Here is a 16,912-nt window from a genome sequence, read left to right on the forward strand (position 1 = left end):
TATCAAATGAGGGGTCAGACCCTCACAAAGTTCACAAACCCGTGCGCGACGGGCTCGATTCCCGGCTTAATGCGGCAGCTTCTTGACGACGGCATCCAGGAACTGGCGATGGTCATCCACCTGCACCACTTCCCCCGCCGCGCCCTGCCTCACCACATCGGCATCCCGCGTCCCAAAGAAGATCCCCTGCGCCCCCGCGCCATGCGCCGCGGCCAGGTCGCCCAGCTCGTCTCCCACGTACCACACATTGCCGCCCGCCACGCCCATCGCCTTCATCGCCTCCACGATCGGCTGCGGCGAGGGCTTGAGCTCGCGCGCTTCCGTATGGCCTTGGACATAGGAAAAAGCATCCTCGAGGCCCAAAGTCTTAAGCTCCCGCACCAGCTGCTCATGCGGCTTATTGCTCACCACCGCCAGCGGCACCCCTTGCCGTTTGAGCGCCGCTAAAGTCTCCTTCACGCCCGGCAGAAGCGGATTGAGCGGCTCGCCGCTGCGCTCCTTCTCCCGGCGCACCCGTTCCATGATCGCATAGTAAGTCGAGTTCACCTTGTCCCTTGAGATCCCAGGGAAGTATCCGTCATAAAAGGCGTCCCGGTCCGTGCGCCACATCCGGTTCGCCTCTTCAAGGGTAGGCGTCGGCACGCCCAGCTCGCTGAACAGCCGCATGCGGATGGCATCCACAACGCCCCGCTCGTCGACCATAGTATTGTCCCAGTCAAAGAGGACCGCATCAGGCCTGCGGCTGGTCAGCTTGGAGATAGGGTCCGAAGCCCGGACAGCCTTCTCGGCCTCCTGCAATGACTTCCCGGCGGAGACCTGTCGGTGGAAGGCCCAGGCGTCCGCCCAGCGCCCGGTCTGAAACGCCAGCTCGTAAGCCGCACCAGCCAAGAAGCCCTTCCAGTAAAGCCCATGCCCCTCGGCCCGCTGCTCGGACCGCATCCACTTCTGCCCCTGATCGAAACCAGAGAGGACGCTCTCCGTGATGAAGCCGATCAACCCCTGCCGCAGACCCTCCAGCCCCACCAACTCGATGCCCCGCAGGATCTCCGTGCCCACAGGCGGGATCTCCATGCCCAACTTCTCGGTCACGTGACCCTCGAACTGCAGCCGGTGCGTGTACTCATGCGCGAAGAGCGCGCGGTAAAAGGCCGTGAAGGAAGGCATCTTCTCCCAGCCCTTCTTCACGTGCAGATTGATGGACAGATCCTCGCGTTGGGCCACGCCATCCGCCTCAGGATGCACGATCCCCGGCAGGAAGTGATGGTACCAGCGCACATCCTGATACGCCGTCTTGGAGGCCACATCCTCTTTTCGGGCCGCTGAAATCGCTTGATTCCGCAAGCGCGGCTCGACCAGCTCGACCTCATCGCGCACGATCAAAGCCTGCAGAGCCTTGCGCAGATGCAGGGCCTTCGGAGCCGATTTCGCGGCGTCCTCCAGCCCGGCCAGCACCGCCCCCCTCTCGTCATGGGACATCCCATCGAAGCGGGCCGGCAGCGAAGCCAGGAAGCCGCGAGTCTCCTCGGAGTCCGGAGCGGACTTGGCGCTCGCCAGGAAAGCCGAGACTTCCGAAGGGAGCTCAGCCTGGGATTGCGGAGGACCCCGGGCGGTCGGGAAAGGCATGGCCGGAGACTGCGGGATCACTGCTGCCGGGGCCGGCGCGCCCGAGATCGGGACCAGAGGCGTAGGCAAAGCCGCCGGCGCGTTGATGGCCACCACCGGCTTGAGGTCCGGATGAACCGCCGGGACCAATCCCAAGTTGCCGGAGAGAGTCGTGTTCAGGACGAGGGAAGAGGTGATCCCCTGGCCCACTCCCGGGGTCTGCATGCCGCTGACATTCCCGAGGCGCAACTCGCCTACGGGCTCCACAACGACCTTGCTCTGGACCCCGGCCGAGCTCGGCAAGGCCAAGGCCCACAGCAGGCCGAAGAGCATCTGTCTGCGCCAGCCCATGTTCATCTTTATAGTAAGCGTAGCCCCCTGCCCCGCTCCTCGGGAGGGGCCTAGGGCCCACGCCATCTAGGCCCGGGCCTAAGCCGAAAAGTCAAAAAGTTAAGAAAGTTGACCCCCGGCACCCAGCGGGCCTACCCGCCATAGGCCCCATGCCAAGACCCCCGTTCCCCAACGGCCCAGGCCGGACCAGCCGCCGCGTGCTACTCTAATCTCGTGCTCATAGCCGGATTCCTGGCCGCGGCCGTCGCCGCGGCGCCCGTTCTTGCGCAGGACGCGCTGTCCCGCGCCGGGGACGCGTCCGCCGTCAGCGTGGCAGCGGCATCGGCGCGTTCGCCGGCTGACGCCAAGGAGCTTGGAGGCACAGCCTTCCAAGGCGGCCAGGTCGCGCAGACCACGGTCAGCGCCGACGGCCGCGGCCTGCAGCGCTCCAACCTCACTCTCCAGAAGTCCGCTCCCGACACCAGGGCCAAGGCCGCCTCGGTCCCCGGGCCAATGAAGCTCGCCTCGGCCGGGCCGCCCCTGCCCGGCCCCTTGAGCTTCCTGAGCAAGACCGCGCTCGGGATCGCGGCGGGCGCGGTCACGGGCTTCGCCGCGGCCTGGCTCTTCACCAAGAAGCATTACGCGGCCGGCGCGGGCGTCGCCGTGGGCAGCATCGTGGGCGCCCTGGTCGCAGGCCCCATCGGCGCCCTCATCGGCGGGCTCCTGGGCGGCCTGCTCGGACACTCCGCGGCCCCGCTCTTCAAGAAAGGCTAGGACGGCTCGGCTTCCCCCCGATATCCCGCCAGTTCCCTTCTTTGCTATACTGCGTCCTCGATAGGATCATCTCTTTTCGGAGGACATCACATGCCTGCCAAGAGCCACAAAAAGAACATCATCATCATGGGCGCCGCCGGGCGCGACTTCCACGACTTCAACGTGTACTGGAAGCACCAATCGGATTATCGGGTCGTCGCCTTCACCGCGGCCCAGATCCCGGACATCGCCGGCCGGGTCTATCCTAAGGAGCTCACCGGCCCCGACTACCCCAAGGGCATCCCGATCGAGAACGAGAGCGACATCATCGAGCTCATCAAGAAGCACAAGGTCGACGAGGTGACCTTGGCCTACTCCGACCTCAACCACCTCGACGTCATGCACAAGGTCTCCATCGTGAACGCCGCGGGCGCGGACTTCCGCCTCATGGGCTGGAAGCAGACCATGATCAAGAGCCGGAAGCCCGTCATCGCGGTCTGCGCCGTGCGCACCGGCTGCGGCAAGAGCCAGACCACCCGCAAGGTCTGCGAGTACCTCAAGGCCCTGGGCAAGAAGGTCGCGGTCATCCGCCACCCCATGCCCTACGGCGACCTCACCAAGCAGATCTGCCAGCGCTTCGAGAAGCTTTCCGACATGGACCTGCACAAGTGCACCATCGAGGAGCGCGAGGAGTACGAACCGCACATCGCCGCGGGCAACATCCTCTACGCGGGCGTGGACTACGGCGAGATCCTGCGCCACGCCGAGGCCGAGGCGGACGTCATCCTCTGGGACGGCGGCAACAACGACCTGCCCTTCTATAAGCCCGACCTGCACATCGTGGTCACGGACCCGCACCGGCCCGGACACGAGCTGGCCTACTACCCCGGCGAGACCAACCTGCGCATGGCCGACGTGGTCATCATCAACAAGGTCGACACCGCAGAGGCCGCCAAGGTGGAGCTCGTGGAGAAGAACATCCGCGCCGCCAACCCCCAAGCCAAGATCATCCGCGCCGACTCCCCGGTCACCGTGACCGACCCCGCCTTAGTCAAGGGCAAGCGCGTGCTCGTCGTCGAGGACGGCCCGACGCTCACCCACGGCGAGATGCGCTACGGCGCCGGACATGTGGCCGCGCGCGCCGCGGGCGCCAAGGAGATCGTGGACGCCCGGCCCTACGCCGTGGGCTCGATCAAGACCACGTTCGAGAAGTACACCCACCTCACGGACATCCTGCCGGCCATGGGCTATGGGGACAGACAGATGGATGAGCTGCGCCAGACCATCGACGCCACCCCCTGCGACCTGGTCATCATCGGCACGCCCATCGACCTGACCAAGCTGCTGAAGATCAACAAGCCCTCGGTCCGGGTCACCTACGACCTCAAGGAGACCGGCGCGGGGCTGCGCGACAGCGTCGCCAAAGCCGTGCGCGCCAGCGTGGCCAAGGCCATGGCCGCCTGAACCCCCAATGGAAACGACAATGGAACCGACCACGATCACGACCGCGACGCCGGACAGCAAGACCCCCACCCAGGAGTTCATCGAGTTCTCGGAGAACTACGGCACTCCCAACTACAAGCCCCTGCCCGTGGTCATCTCCGAAGCCAAGGGCGTCTGGGTGAAGGACCCGGAGGGCTGCAAGTACCTGGACATGCTCAGCTCCTACTCGGCCCTCAACCACGGCCACCGCCACCCGGAGATCATCAAGGCCTTGATAGACCAGGCCAAGAAGGTCACGCTGGTCTCGCGCGCCTTCCACAACGACCAGCTCGGGCTCTTCCTAAAGGAACTCTCCGAGCTGACCGGCTTTCCGCGCGCCCTGCCCATGAACTCGGGCGCCGAGGCCGTGGAGACCGCCATCAAGACCGCGCGCAAGTGGGGCTGTCTCAAGAAGGGACTGCCCCAGGACAAGGCCGAGATCATCGTGGCGGCCAACAACTTCCACGGCCGCACCGTGACCATCGTGAGCTTCTCCACCGACGAGCAGTACCGCAAGGACTTCGGGCCGCTGACCCCCGGCTTCAAGGTGGTGCCCTTCGGCGATGCCGAGGCCCTGCGGGCCGCGATCACGCCCAACACCGTGGCGTTCTTGGTCGAGCCCATCCAGGCTGAGGCCGGCATACTCATCCCGCCCGCGGGCTACCTGCAGAAGGCGCGCGAGATCTGCACGCAGAACAACGTCCTGCTCATGCTCGACGAGATCCAGACCGGCATGGGCCGCACCGGCAAGACGTTCGCCTTCGAGCACGAGGGCATCCGCCCCGACGTGCTCATCCTGGGAAAGGCCCTGGGCGGGGGCGCCATGCCCGTCTCCGCGGTCTGCGCCTCCAACGAGATCCTGGGCGTGTACCAGCCCGGCGACCACGGCTCCACCTTCGGCGGCAACCCGCTGGCCTGCGCCGTGGCCCGCGCCGCCATCCGGGTCCTCAAGTCCGAGAACCTGGTCGAGCGCTCGGCCCAGAGGGGAGAGTACCTCATGGGCAAGCTGCGCACCCTCAAGAGCGGCTACATCAAGGAGGTCCGCGGCCGCGGCCTGCTGGTGGGCATCGAGCTGCACGCCGCCGCGGGCGGGGCGCGCCGTTTCTGCGAGGACCTCATGCGCCGGGGCATGCTCTGCAAGGAGACCCACGAGCACGTCATCCGCTTGGCGCCGCCGCTGATCATCACGGAGAAGGAGATCGACTGGGCCTTCTCGCGCCTCAAGAAGGTCCTGGGGACCTGAACGCCGGCAAAGCCATCATCGGAGGAATTCCATGACCAAGAGCAAGCATATGACCAAGACCCGCAAGGACCTCGCCAGCCTCTCCGACGTGACCAAGGCCGAGCTGGAAGCCTGGTTCGACCTGGCGCTCAAGCTCAAGGCGGAGCAGAAGTCGGGCAAGGCCCACCACATCCTCGCCGGCAAGAACCTGGCCATGATCTTCCAGAAGTCCTCCACCCGCACGCGGGTCTCCTTCGAGATCGCCATGCGCCAGCTGGGCGGCGGCGGGCTCTACCTTTCCGGCAACGACATGCAGTTGGGCCGCGGTGAGACCATCGCGGACACCGCCCAGGTGCTCTCGCGCTACTGCGACGGGATCATGGCCCGCGTCTTCGCCCACTCCGACATCACCACGCTCGCCAAGTACGCCAGCGTCCCGGTCATCAACGGGCTCTCCGACTACTCGCACCCCTGCCAAGCCGTGGCCGACTACCTGACCGTCCTGGAGCACAAAGGACGGCTCAGGGGCCTGACCTTAGCCTACGTGGGCGACGGCAACAACGTGGCGCACAGCCTGCTCTTCGGCGGCGCCAAGCTGGGCGTCAACGTGACCATCGTCTGCCCCAAAGGCTACGAGCCGCAGAAGTCCGTGGTGGACCAGTGCATCGTGGACGGGAGAGAGTCGGGCGCGCGCATCCTGGTCACAGATGACACCGCCGCGGTGAAGGGCGCCGACGTCGTCTACACGGACGTCTGGGCCAGCATGGGCCAGGAGAAGGAGCACGCGGACCGCGTGCGCCTGTTCAAGGATTATCAGATCAACGCCGGGCTCATGGCCAAGACCGGCAAGAAGGACACCTTGTTCATGCACTGCCTGCCCGCGCACCGCGGCGAGGAGGTGACCGACGAGGTGGTGGACAGCCCGAACTCCGTGGTCTTCGACGAGGCGGAGAACCGGCTGCACGCGCAGAAGGCCATCCTGGTCAGCCTGATGGCGAGATAGGAGGGAGGGCCCTTGAAGACCTCTCGGCTCCTTCCCGGTTTCGCTGCTGCGGCATTCCTGGGCTTGACCGGCTGCGCCGGCCTGCGCTACCAGCCCGAGGTCCCGGTCCTGCCCCGCTCTGCCGGCGAACCGGTCCCGCTCAAGGTGGGGCTGGTGGTGGAGAACACCAACCCGCAAATGGACGCGAGCGGCTTTGCGGCCATGTATGTGGCCAACCAGAGCCAGGTAGACTTCGGCCGGCTCCTAGCCGACGGCATACGCGGATCGCATCTCTTCGAGGATGTGCGCTATCCCATGCCGCACACCATGGAATCCCTGCAGAACGCGGACCTGGTCTTCAACGCGAGCTTCACGCGTTCATTCAACGCCGACCCGGCCAAGGGCCCCAAGGCCTTCCTGACTGGGTTCCTGCTCTTCCTGCCGGTGTGCTTCATCGAATACGACGACCACTACGGCGCCACAGGCCGCGTCACGGTGGATGACACGCACGGCAAATGGGTCAAGGAGTATTCCCAGACCCTGGACCTGACCGCTTCCTGGAAGCTCTTCAGCGAGGGTCGTTCCTACAAAGAAGGCCCCCCCACCGCGGCCAGCGGCCTCGTGGCCCAGCTGGTGCAGGCCATGATCGCGGACCGGACGCTGTTCGAGAAGCTGGCGCGCGACAAGACCTCGCGCCCGGCCCGCAAGGCCGCGCCGGTTCCGGCCCCGGAAGAGGCCGCGGCGCCAGCCCAGGCCGAAGCCCCGGCGCAGACCGCTCCGTCCGAGGGCCCGGCCGCCGAGCCGGCGCCGGAGCCTGTCCAACCGGCCGAGAAGCCCAAGCCGAAGAAGCCCATCACCAGCAACGACGACCAGCTCTGAGCGGATGAGATCCGAAGCCGAGCGCGAGAAGCGCGCCGTAGCCTTCCTCTCGGTGAGCGCCGCCATCCTGCTCACCGCGACCAAGCTCGCGGTCGGGCTCTGGACCAACAGCCTGGGCATACTCTCCGAAGCCGCCCATTCCGGCCTCGACCTCCTGGCCGCGGGCATGACCTTCTGGGCCGTCTCGGTCTCGGGCCGGCCCGCGGACGAGGACCATGCCTACGGACACGGCAAGGTCGAGAACCTCTCCGCGCTCTTCGAGACGCTGCTGCTGCTGCTCACCACCGTCTGGATCGTCTGGGAGGCCCTGGAGCGACTCTTCTTCCTGGACGCGCGCGTGGAGGTCAACGTCTGGTCGTTTTTGGTCATCGGACTCTCCCTCGTGGTCAACACCGTGAGCTCCCGGGCCCTCAAGCGCGCCGCGGTCAAGCACTCCAGCCAGGCCCTGGAAGCCGACGCCCTGCATTTCTCCACGGACGTCTGGTCTTCCTGGGTGGTCATCGTGGGCCTGGCCGGCGTGCTCGCGGCCCAGCGCCTCGGCCTGCCCGTCCTGGCCAAGGCGGACGCGGTGGCGGCTATGGGGGTGGCCCTCATCGTCCTGTGGGTCTGCTGGCAGTTGGGCAAGAAGTCCGTCGACGACCTGCTCGACGCCACCCCCAAGGAGCTGCATGACAAGGTGTCGGCCGCGGCCCGGGTGGAGGGCGTCTCCCAGGTCCGCCAGGTGCGCGTGCGCCGCAGCGGCCCCGCGGTCTTCGCGGACGTCATCATCACCGTGAGCCACGACACGCCCCTGGAGCGCGCCCACGAGACCGCGGACCGCTCCGAGGCGGCGGTGCGCGCCGCCCTGCCCGGCGCGGACGTGCTGGTGCACGTGGAGCCCAGCGCCGATGACGACGGTCCCCTCACCATGGCCCGGGTCCTGGCCGCGCGCCACGGCCTGGGAGCCCACGGCATCCGCGTCATCGAAGAGGACGGCCAGCTCGGCATGGAGCTCCACCTCGAGGTCCGCGACGACCTTTCCCTCGACCAGGCCCACGCGCTGGCCAGCCGCTTCGAAGCCGACCTGCGCGGCCGCGTGCCGCGGCTCTCATCCGTGGTCACCCACATCGAGCCGGCCGGCGAGTGCCGTCTCAGCCAGCCCGACCCGGAAGGGGAGAAGCGAGTGGTCGCCAGCCTGGAGCGCTTCGCGGCATCCGAAAAGTCCCCCTTCATCCCCCACGAGCTCAAGGTGAGCGTCTCGGGCGAGGAGCTCTCCCTCTCCCTGCACTGCATCATGGCCCCGCAGACCGCGATCAAGGAAGCCCACGACTTCACCGTGCGCCTGGAGAAGCACCTGCGCGCCGCGGTCCCGGAGCTGGGCCGCGTGGTCATCCACGCCGAGCCGCCCGAGGCGCCCTAGCCCTTATCCCAGGAACGACTCAACACTGGATTGATACAACGATACGTCGAGCGGCTGTCCCGGTCAACTGCACTCCTGGTGGGCTTCGCATTGGTGGGGCTGCTTTGGGTTTTTGAGTATGCCACCGGCCTGGAGATGAGCACTTCTTTCTTCTGCATCATCCCGATCGGCCTGGTGGTCTGGCGGGTCGGGGGCAGATGGACCCTTGGCATGCCTGTGGTCGCCACCATCGCTTGGTACTCAGCCGAATTCGTCGAGGGGAGGGTCTACTCTCATTTCTGGATCGAAGGCTTCACCGCGCTGACCCGGCTGGCCTTCTTTCTCATATTCGCCTACCTGCTCACCACCCTGCGCAAGAACTTCGCCATAGAGGAATCATCTCGGCGACAGGCAGAGGAGATCTCCCGCCTCAAATCGAGCATGATGGGCCTCGTCAGCCACGAATACGGCAATATGCTGACCCACTTGAAGTTGGCGACGTTCCTGCTTCAGCAATCGGAGCTGGCCCCTGTGCCGGAATCCCGAGCGGACTCTTATGAGATGATCGAGAGAGCCATCGAACATTTGAGACTTACGACCCGGAACTTCCTAAGCCTCAATCGTCTCGAATCCGGGCAGCTCCAGCTTGACCTGCGCGCCACTCCCATGGGCTCCGTGGCTTCCGAGACGCTGAGGTTCATGCAGCCGCTCATCAAAGCCAAGAAGCTGAAACTTGAGATGGACTTCCCTGCGGCCCCGGTTTCCGTAAAAGCCGATCCCGAGGCGCTCTCGATCATCGTGAGCAACCTCATGACCAACGCCATCAAGTACACGAATGCGGGCACCATCACCGTCCGGATCGCTCGGGACGAGGGGCCGCCGCCGCGAGCCTTGTTCTCGGTCCAGGATACGGGCATCGGGATCTCCGCCCAGGATCGGGAGAAGGTATTCAACGGCTTCCGTACGGATGAGGGTCAGAAGGTCGCCAAGGGCTTTGGATTAGGCCTGAGGCTCATCAAGGAGCTCGTCGAACGGCATGGCTCCCATCTGGAGGTCGAGAGCGAATCAGGAAAGGGCTCACGGTTCTTCTTCTACCTCCCCCTCGAGTCGGAGCCATGAAGACACCCGCGCCCCGCGCCGTCTCCTGGCTGCTCTTCGCGGTCCTGGCCCTGCTGGTCGTGGCCTTCCGGCTCGGGCCGGCCGTGGTGGCCGGCTTCTTCGCCTACACCATGCTCGACGTCGTCCACCGCCGGTTGGCGGCGCGCACGGGCCCGGTCCGGTCGCGCTGGCTGTCTTTGCTGGCCTTCCTCGCCGCCGCCGCCGTGATGACCTGGCTGTCCGGACGCCTGCTGCGCGAGAGCCTCACCTCCATCCCCGACATCCTGGACCGGGCCCTGCCCCGCATCAGCGAGCTGTCCCTGCGCTACGGCATAGAGCTCCCGTTCGACACCACGGAGGAACTGCACCAGTCGGCGGTCAAGTCCCTCTTCGAGAACGCCCACGCCCTCACCCGCGGCACCGGCTTGCTCACCAAGAAGGTGTTCCGTATCCTCATGGCCCTGCTCATCGCGGTCTTCTGTTTCATGAACTCCGAGGGGAACGGGGACCGGGAGAGCCTCTACGACGCCTGGGGCCTAGAGTTCAAAGAGAGGATCGCGAGTTTCGTGCGGAGCTTCGAGCTCATCCTCAAGGCGCAAGTCGTCATCTCCGCCATCAACACCTGCTTCACGGCCGTCTTCCTCGTCGTCCTGGATTTCCCGCATGCGGCCTTCCTGGTGCCGATCACCTTCGTACTCGGGATATTGCCCATCGTCGGCAACCTCTTGAGCAACACGATCATCATCGGGGCCGCGCTGGCCATTTCTCTGCGCCACGCGGCCCTGGCCCTCGCATTCCTGGTCCTCGTCCACAAAGGGGAATACTTCCTGAACAGCCGGATCGTCGGTTCGACCATCCAGGCCCCCATGTGGCAGACCTTGTTGGGCATCCTCATGGGGGAGGCCCTCCTGGGTGTGCCCGGCATCATCCTGGCCCCGGCAGTCCTGCACTACGTCCGGGTCGACATGCAGGAGATTGCCGCCGGGGGCTGAGGCCGGCTCAGTACCGGGCCTTGGCGGCGTGCGCCAGGAGGCGCACCACCGTGAAGAGCTCCTCCGGGTCAACCGGCTTGGGCAGGAATATCTGGTAGCCCGCGGTCAGGGCCCGGGCCCGGTCCTCCGCCGTGGCGTAGGCGGTCACGGCCGCGGCCGGGACCAGCCCCCCCTCCTGGGGCCGCAGGGCCCGGATGCGGCGGATGAAGGCATAGCCGTCCTCGTCGGCCATGGCGATGTCCGAGATGACCACGTCCGGCCGCGCCTGATTGAAGGCCGCGAAGCCTTCCAAGGCGGAGGCCGCGCCGCGGGCTTCGGCCCCGCCGTGCGTCAGCACCGCGGTGAGCATCTGGCGCGTGTCATCGTCGTCCTCCACCACCAGGATGCTCACCCCCTTGAGAAGCTGCAGCGGCTCATCCTCGGTCTCCGCTCCGCGCGCCGGCGCCGCGGCTGGGCGCGCGCCCGGCGGCGGCGCGGCCAGGGGCAGGACCACGGTCAGCCTCGCTCCCTTCCCGGGCGTCGGCGGGTCCACGGTGACGGAGCCGCCGTGCAGGTCGAGCAGGCGCTTGACGATGGTCAGACCCAGGCCCAGGCCCCGGTGCTCGCGCGTGAAGGTCTCCTCGTGCTGGCGGAACACGTCGAAAAGATGGGGATAGAACTCGGGGCAGATGCCCGGGCCCGTGTCCTCCACGGTCACCACGGCGCGCTCGCCTTCCCGGCGCATGAGCACCGTCACCTTGCCCCCGGCCGGGGTGAACTTGAGCGCGTTGGCGATGAGGTTCCAGAAGACCTGGCTCAGCCGCAGCGGGTCGCCCTCCACCCAAAGACCGGCCGCGGGCTGGCAGACCAAGCGCTGGTTCTTGGCCTGGGCCGGGGACAGGAAGTGGGCCACCGCGTCCGAGACCGCGCCGGCCAGGTCCACGATCTGCTTCTTGAGGGCCAGCTTGCGGCGCATGAGGCCGGAGATGTCGAGGAGTTCCTCGATGATCTGCCGTTCCGACTCCATGTTGCGCGCGATCACCTTGAGGGCGTAGTCGCGTTGGCCGGAGTTCATCTCCCCGGAGCGCAGCAGCCAAGTCCACCCCAGGACCGCGGTCAGGGGCGTGCGCAGCTCGTGAGAGACCAAAGCCAGGAACCGGTCCCGCGCCTGGTTGGCCTCCTCGGCTTCGGCCCGCGCGGCCTTCTCCATGTCCAGGCTGGCGGCGTTGCGCTGGAGGGCCTCGCGCAGGGCGTCGTCGAGGCGCTGGTGCTCGGTGATGTCCCGGCCCGCGGCGTAGATGAGCTTCTCTCCCGGCGCCGACCGGGCTTCCCACATGAGCCACCGGTAGGAGCCGTCCCGGCAGCGCCAGCGGCTCTTAAAGGACAGGGCGGCCTCGCCGTCCGCCAGTTTGCGCGCCGCGGCCATCGTGGCTTCCCGGTCCTCGGGATGAACGTACTCTATGTAGGGGGTCGCCAGGAGATCCTGGCGGGCGTGGCCCAAAGTCTCCTCCCAGGCCGGGTTGAGCTCCTTGAGATAGCCGTCGAACCCCGCGATGCAGAGCAAGTCCAGCGACAAATCGAAGAACTTCGCGTAGCGCGCCGCAGCGCCCCCCTTCATGAAACCTCCCGCTGCCTCATTGTACCCTCGCGCGGTCAACTTTGTGTCAAATCCCCCGGGCCCGGCCGGTTTGACGGGCCTTTGACAACCAGGGCGTAAAATGTTCTCCTGAAGCAAGGATCCGGAGACCCACCCAGCCCAAGGAGGCCGAATGACCTACCTACTGCCCGAACTGCCCTACGCCAAGGACGCCCTGACCCCGCACATCTCAGCCGAGACCATCGATTTCCACTACGGCAAGCACCACAAGACCTACGTGGACAACCTCAACAAATTCCTGGCTGGAAATCCCCTGGAGAAGGAGACCGCCCTGGAAGACGTGGTCCGCAAGGCGCCGCAGGGGCCGCTCTTCAACAACGCGGCCCAGGTCTGGAACCACACCTTCTACTGGAACAGCCTCAGGCCGCAGGGAGGCGGCGAGCCCAAGGGCAGGCTGGCCGAGGCCGTGGCCAAGGCCTACGGCTCATTGGCCAAGCTCCAGGAGGAGTTCACGGCCAAGGCCGTCGGCCATTTCGGCTCCGGCTGGGCCTGGCTGGTCCTCAAGGAGGGCAAGCTCTCCGTGGAGACCACGGCAAACGCGGGCACGCCTCTGACCTACGGCTGCACCCCGCTGCTGACCTGCGACGTCTGGGAGCACGCCTACTACATCGACTACCGCAACGCGCGGGCCAAGTACGTGGAGAGCTTCTGGAAGATCGCGAACTGGGAGTTCGCTGAGAAGAATCTCGAGGCCGCCTCGGTTAAGAACGGCTAGCAGCTTGCCGTCCAATGGACTTCCGGGCCCGTAGGGCCCGGAAGTCGACTCCCGAGCCGCTGCGCGGCTCGGGAGTCCATTCTACGGCAGGCAGCTATCCGTTGTAGCGCTTGAACAGCAGGCAGGCGTTCGTCCCGCCGAACCCGAAGGAATTCGACATGGCGTACTCGACCGCGGTCTCGCGGACCTTGTTGGGCACGTAGTCGAGGTCGCACTCCGGGTCCGGGTTCTCGTAGTTGATGGTGGGAGGGACCTTCCCGTGCAAGACCACCAATGCCGAGAGGCCGGCTTCCACCGAGCCGGCCGCGCCCAGCAGGTGCCCGGTCATGGACTTGGTGGAGCTGACCAGCAACCCGCTCTTGGCGTGAGCGCCGAAGACCTTCTTGATGGCCATGGTCTCCAGCTTGTCGTTGAAGGGAGTCGAGGTCCCGTGGGCGTTGATGTAGCCCACCTGCTCGGGCTTGATGCCCGCGTCGCTGATGGCGTTCTGCATGACGCGGCAGCCGCCATCGCCGTCCTCGGAAGGCGAGGTGATGTGGTAGGCGTCGCCGGACATGCCATAGCCGGCCAGCTCCGCGATGATCTTGGCGCCGCGCGCTTTGGCCTGCTCGAGCTCCTCGATGATCAGGATGCCCGACCCCTCGCCCATGACGAAGCCGTCGCGCGACTGGTCGAACGGCCGGCTGGCGCGCTGGGGCTCCTCGTTGCGCCGCGAGAGTGCCCGCATGTTGCCGAAGCCCCCCACGGCCAGCGGCGTGATGGCGGCCTCAGCCGCCCCGCAGATCATGGCGTCCGCGTAGCCGTTCTGGATGATGCGGAAGGAGTCGCCGATGGCGTGCGCGCCCGAGGAACACGCCGTGCAGGTCGCGGTGTTGGGGCCCTTGGCGCCGTGGCGGATGGAGACCTGCCCGGCGGCCAGGTTGATGATGCAGGAAGGGATGAAGAACGGCGATATCTTGCGCGGGCCGCCCTGCATGAGCTCGGTATGCTGGTTCTCGATGGTGGAGAAGCCGCCGATGCCGGAGCCGATATTGACGCCCACGCGGGGGCCGTTCTCTCCGTTGATGACCAGGCCGGAAGACTTGACCGCGAAGTCGGCGGCCGCGATCGCGTACTGGATGAAGGGGTCCATCTTCTTGACTTCCTTCTTCTCGATCCAGACCAACGGGTCGAAGCCTTTGAGCTCGGCCGCGATCTTCGTGGAAAATTGGGTGGTGTCGAACTTGGTGATGAGGCCCACGCCGCTCTGGCACTCCAGGAGCGCAGCCCAGGTCGGGTCCGTTCCGATGCCGACGGGAGTCACCAGGCCGATGCCGGTCACGACCACTCTGCGTTTCAAGATGTTGTTTCCTCCAAGATCAGGATGACGGCGGTCAGGAGATGATACCAAAATACCTCCCGGTCGCCCACCATGCTATCATTACGGCACCCCTTTCTCAGGAGGAACCATGTGGCATCTCTTCATCCCCGACATATCGCTGGCCGAGAAGCTCCTGCGCTCGTTCGTCATCTACATCGTCCTCTACCTCATCATCCGCCTGACCGGCAAGCGCCAGGTGGCGCAGATGACCCCCTTCGACCTGGTGGTCCTGCTGGTCCTGGCCAACGTGGTGCAGAACGCGGTCATCGGCCCGGACAACTCGCTGGGCGGCGGCATCATTGGCGCGGTGGCCATCGTAGGGCTCAACTGGCTCATGGCCGAGGCCGCCTTCCGCAGCAAGAAGGCCCGCCGCCTCATCGAAGGCGAGCCCGTCCTGCTCATCCACGACGGCCGCATCCTGCGCCGCAGCCTGGACGGCCAGCGCATCACCGTCGACGAGCTCATGGCGGCCCTGCGCGAGAACGGCGTGGCCGACCCCCTGCGCGTGCGCTTCGCGGTCCTGGAGGACAACGGCAAGATCAGCGTCATGGCCAAGTGAGGCGGCAGGCCCCAAAATTGGTATAAAAAAACACATGCCCCTGGCCTCCCTGCTGCTCCTGCTGGAATCGCTCGCCTTCGGACGGGCCGGCGGGGGCGGGCACTATTCCGGAGGCCACAGCTTCTCCGGTGGATCGAGTTATTCCGGCGGGCACAGCTATTCCGGCGGCAGTTCCTACAGCGGCGGCCACTACCGCTCCGGCGGGGGCGATTTCCTCTTCGACCTGCTCACGGCCTACGTCAGATGGGCCGAAGCCCATCCCCTCATCGGCATCCCCCTCACCCTCGCCATCGTGTATGTCATCTTCCGCCTCTATACCGCGGGCAACGACCGCTACGTCTCGGTCACGATAGGCCGGGGCATCGAGGCCCAGGCGGACTCCCGCCTGCAGTCCAAGCTCGCCGGCCTGCGCGCGCGCGACCCGGGCTTCAGCCCGGAGGAGTTCCTGGCCCGGGCCCAGGCCGCCTTCCTTAAGATCCAAGGGGCTTGGTGCGGCCTGGACATGGCCCCGGCGCGCGCCTTCATCTCGGACGGGGTCATGGAGCGCTTCAGCATCCAACTGGCGATGCAGAAGGCCGAAGGCAAGCACGACCGCATGGACGGCCTATCGGTCCGCGAGGCACGCCTGCTGGAGGTCGAGTCCGACCCCCAGTTCGACACCTTGCACGTCAGCCTGCGCGCTTCGGCCGTGGATGTGGAGGTCTCGCTCCAAGACGGTTCGGTGGCGGCCGGCGACGCGGAGGCGGAAGAGTTCACCGAGGTCTGGTCCTTCCTGCGGCGGCCGGGCGCCAAGACTTTGGACAAGCCGGGCCTCATCGAGGGGCAGTGCCCCAACTGCGGCTCGGCCCTGGAGATCAAGGACGCGGCCCTGTGCTCCTCCTGCAAGTCCTGGGTCAACTCCGGCCAGTACGACTGGGTGCTCGCCGAGATCACCCAGGCCTGCGAATGGTCGGTGCGCGAGGCGGGCCGCGAGGTGCCGGGCTGGGGGCTGCTGAGCGCCGACGACCCCGGCCTCAACACCCAGTTCCTGGAGGACCGCGCCTCCGTGGTGTTTTGGCGCTGGCAGTACGCCCTGCGGCGCTCCGACGCCGGGCTCATGCGCAGCGTGGCCTGCGACCGGTTCTGCGCGGAGCTGGCCGAGCAAATCCGGGCCAAGCCCGTCCGCCACGAGGACGCGGCGGTCGGGAGGGTCACGGTCCTGGCCGTGGAGCCGGGCGGGGACTTCGACCGGGCGCATGTCGGGGTCAAATGGTCCGCCGAAGGCTCCGTGCTCCAGCATGTCCTCATCCTGGGCCGCCGCAAGGGCGTCCAGACCGACGAGCGCTCCGGCCTGGTCTCCGCACGCTGCCCGGCCTGCGGCGCGCCGGCCGAGAGCCGGGAAGCGGCGGCGTGCGCCTACTGCGCGCACGCCTTCAACGACGGCAGCCGCAACTGGGTCCTGCTGGAGATGGTGCCGGCAGGCCTCTGGCAGAGACCATCCTGGCCCGAAAGCGGCGCGGCCCCGGCGCCGGCGGCTGCGGCGGATCCCGACTGGGGAGCAGCCCTGGCCCCGGCCGACGCCCTGGCCGTGCTGGTCTCGACCATCACCGCGGACGGCCGGGTCGCCGACCAGGAGATGGCCTACCTGCAGTCCTACGCCAAGTCGCGGGCGATTCCCCCGGAGGTGGCCGACCGGGTCATCGCCGCGGCCAACGCCGGGACCCTGCACGTCCCCGAACCCAAGGACCCGGCCCAGGTCCGGGCCGTTCTGCGCGGGCTCATCCGCATGAGCCTGGCCGACGGCTCCATCGCCGACGCTGAGCTCAAGCTCATCAACTCCTTCGCGGGCAGCCACGGCTTGAGCCTGGAGGATGTGCGCGCCGACATCGCGGAGCAGCGCGCCGCGATGTATCGGGAAGCCAAGAAGGCCCTGGCCGCCCGCTGA

General features: G+C 66.8%; 14 protein-coding genes. 11 read left to right on the plus strand and 3 right to left on the minus strand.

What is annotated here, in order from left to right:
- Positions 1-66 precede the first annotated feature (66 nt).
- Positions 67-1,953: an HAD-IA family hydrolase gene (locus tag NTY77_03690; GenBank protein MCX5794582.1), complete on the minus strand. Its 1,887-nt coding sequence runs from the start codon at positions 1,951-1,953 to the stop codon at positions 67-69.
- A gap of 213 nt (positions 1,954-2,166) precedes the next feature.
- Here NTY77_03690 and NTY77_03695 point away from each other — a divergent pair, with 213 nt between their 5' ends.
- The 8 genes from NTY77_03695 to NTY77_03730 all read left to right on the plus strand — a co-directional run bounded on the left by NTY77_03695 (position 2,167) and on the right by NTY77_03730 (position 10,718).
- Positions 2,167-2,706, plus strand: a complete 540-nt coding sequence (locus NTY77_03695; protein ID MCX5794583.1) for a hypothetical protein — start codon at positions 2,167-2,169, stop codon at positions 2,704-2,706.
- Between the two features lie 90 nt (positions 2,707-2,796).
- A complete protein-coding gene (locus NTY77_03700) occupies positions 2,797-4,149 on the plus strand; it encodes a cyclic 2,3-diphosphoglycerate synthase (GenBank protein ID MCX5794584.1) in 1,353 nt (450 codons plus the stop codon).
- Between the two features lie 19 nt (positions 4,150-4,168).
- Complete coding sequence (gene rocD, locus NTY77_03705; GenBank protein ID MCX5794585.1) at positions 4,169-5,410, plus strand: ornithine--oxo-acid transaminase; 1,242 nt, start codon at positions 4,169-4,171, stop codon at positions 5,408-5,410.
- 31 nt (positions 5,411-5,441) lie between these two features.
- Positions 5,442-6,392, plus strand: a complete 951-nt coding sequence (argF, locus tag NTY77_03710) for an ornithine carbamoyltransferase (protein ID MCX5794586.1) — start codon at positions 5,442-5,444, stop codon at positions 6,390-6,392.
- Positions 6,393-6,404: 12 nt separating this feature from the next.
- The gene (locus NTY77_03715; protein MCX5794587.1) at positions 6,405-7,250 is read left to right on the plus strand and encodes a hypothetical protein; all 846 of its coding nucleotides are present in this window, start codon (positions 6,405-6,407) and stop codon (positions 7,248-7,250) included.
- Positions 7,251-7,254: 4 nt separating this feature from the next.
- The gene (locus tag NTY77_03720; protein MCX5794588.1) at positions 7,255-8,649 is read left to right on the plus strand and encodes a cation diffusion facilitator family transporter; all 1,395 of its coding nucleotides are present in this window, start codon (positions 7,255-7,257) and stop codon (positions 8,647-8,649) included.
- Between the two features lie 135 nt (positions 8,650-8,784).
- On the plus strand, positions 8,785-9,747 hold the full coding sequence (locus NTY77_03725; protein MCX5794589.1) for a HAMP domain-containing sensor histidine kinase: 963 nt from the start codon (positions 8,785-8,787) through the stop codon (positions 9,745-9,747).
- Entirely contained in the window at positions 9,744-10,718 is a 975-nt protein-coding gene (locus NTY77_03730; protein ID MCX5794590.1) for an AI-2E family transporter, read from the plus strand. The genes NTY77_03725 and NTY77_03730 overlap by 4 nt, the downstream gene beginning before the upstream one ends.
- A gap of 7 nt (positions 10,719-10,725) precedes the next feature.
- Here the strand turns inward: NTY77_03730 and NTY77_03735 are convergent, their stop codons facing one another.
- Complete coding sequence (locus tag NTY77_03735; GenBank protein ID MCX5794591.1) at positions 10,726-12,315, minus strand: ATP-binding protein; 1,590 nt, start codon at positions 12,313-12,315, stop codon at positions 10,726-10,728.
- Positions 12,316-12,466: 151 nt separating this feature from the next.
- On the opposite strand from NTY77_03735, the gene NTY77_03740 reads away from it, so the two are divergent.
- A complete protein-coding gene (locus NTY77_03740) occupies positions 12,467-13,069 on the plus strand; it encodes a superoxide dismutase (GenBank protein MCX5794592.1) in 603 nt (200 codons plus the stop codon).
- A 94-nt stretch (positions 13,070-13,163) separates the two neighbouring features.
- Here the strand turns inward: NTY77_03740 and fabF are convergent, their stop codons facing one another.
- Positions 13,164-14,408 carry a beta-ketoacyl-ACP synthase II gene (gene fabF, locus NTY77_03745; GenBank protein ID MCX5794593.1) on the minus strand — a complete coding sequence of 415 codons (1,245 nt, stop codon included), beginning with the start codon at positions 14,406-14,408 and terminating at the stop codon, positions 13,164-13,166.
- Between the two features lie 109 nt (positions 14,409-14,517).
- Here fabF and NTY77_03750 point away from each other — a divergent pair, with 109 nt between their 5' ends.
- Both NTY77_03750 and NTY77_03755 read left to right on the plus strand, forming a co-directional pair.
- A complete protein-coding gene (locus NTY77_03750; GenBank protein ID MCX5794594.1) occupies positions 14,518-14,988 on the plus strand; it encodes a DUF421 domain-containing protein in 471 nt (156 codons plus the stop codon).
- 34 nt (positions 14,989-15,022) lie between these two features.
- On the plus strand, positions 15,023-16,912 hold the full coding sequence (locus NTY77_03755; GenBank protein MCX5794595.1) for a TIM44-like domain-containing protein: 1,890 nt from the start codon (positions 15,023-15,025) through the stop codon (positions 16,910-16,912).

The sequence above is a fragment of the Elusimicrobiota bacterium genome, from assembly GCA_026388095.1.
Lineage (GTDB): Bacteria > Elusimicrobiota > Elusimicrobia > UBA1565 > UBA9628 > UBA9628.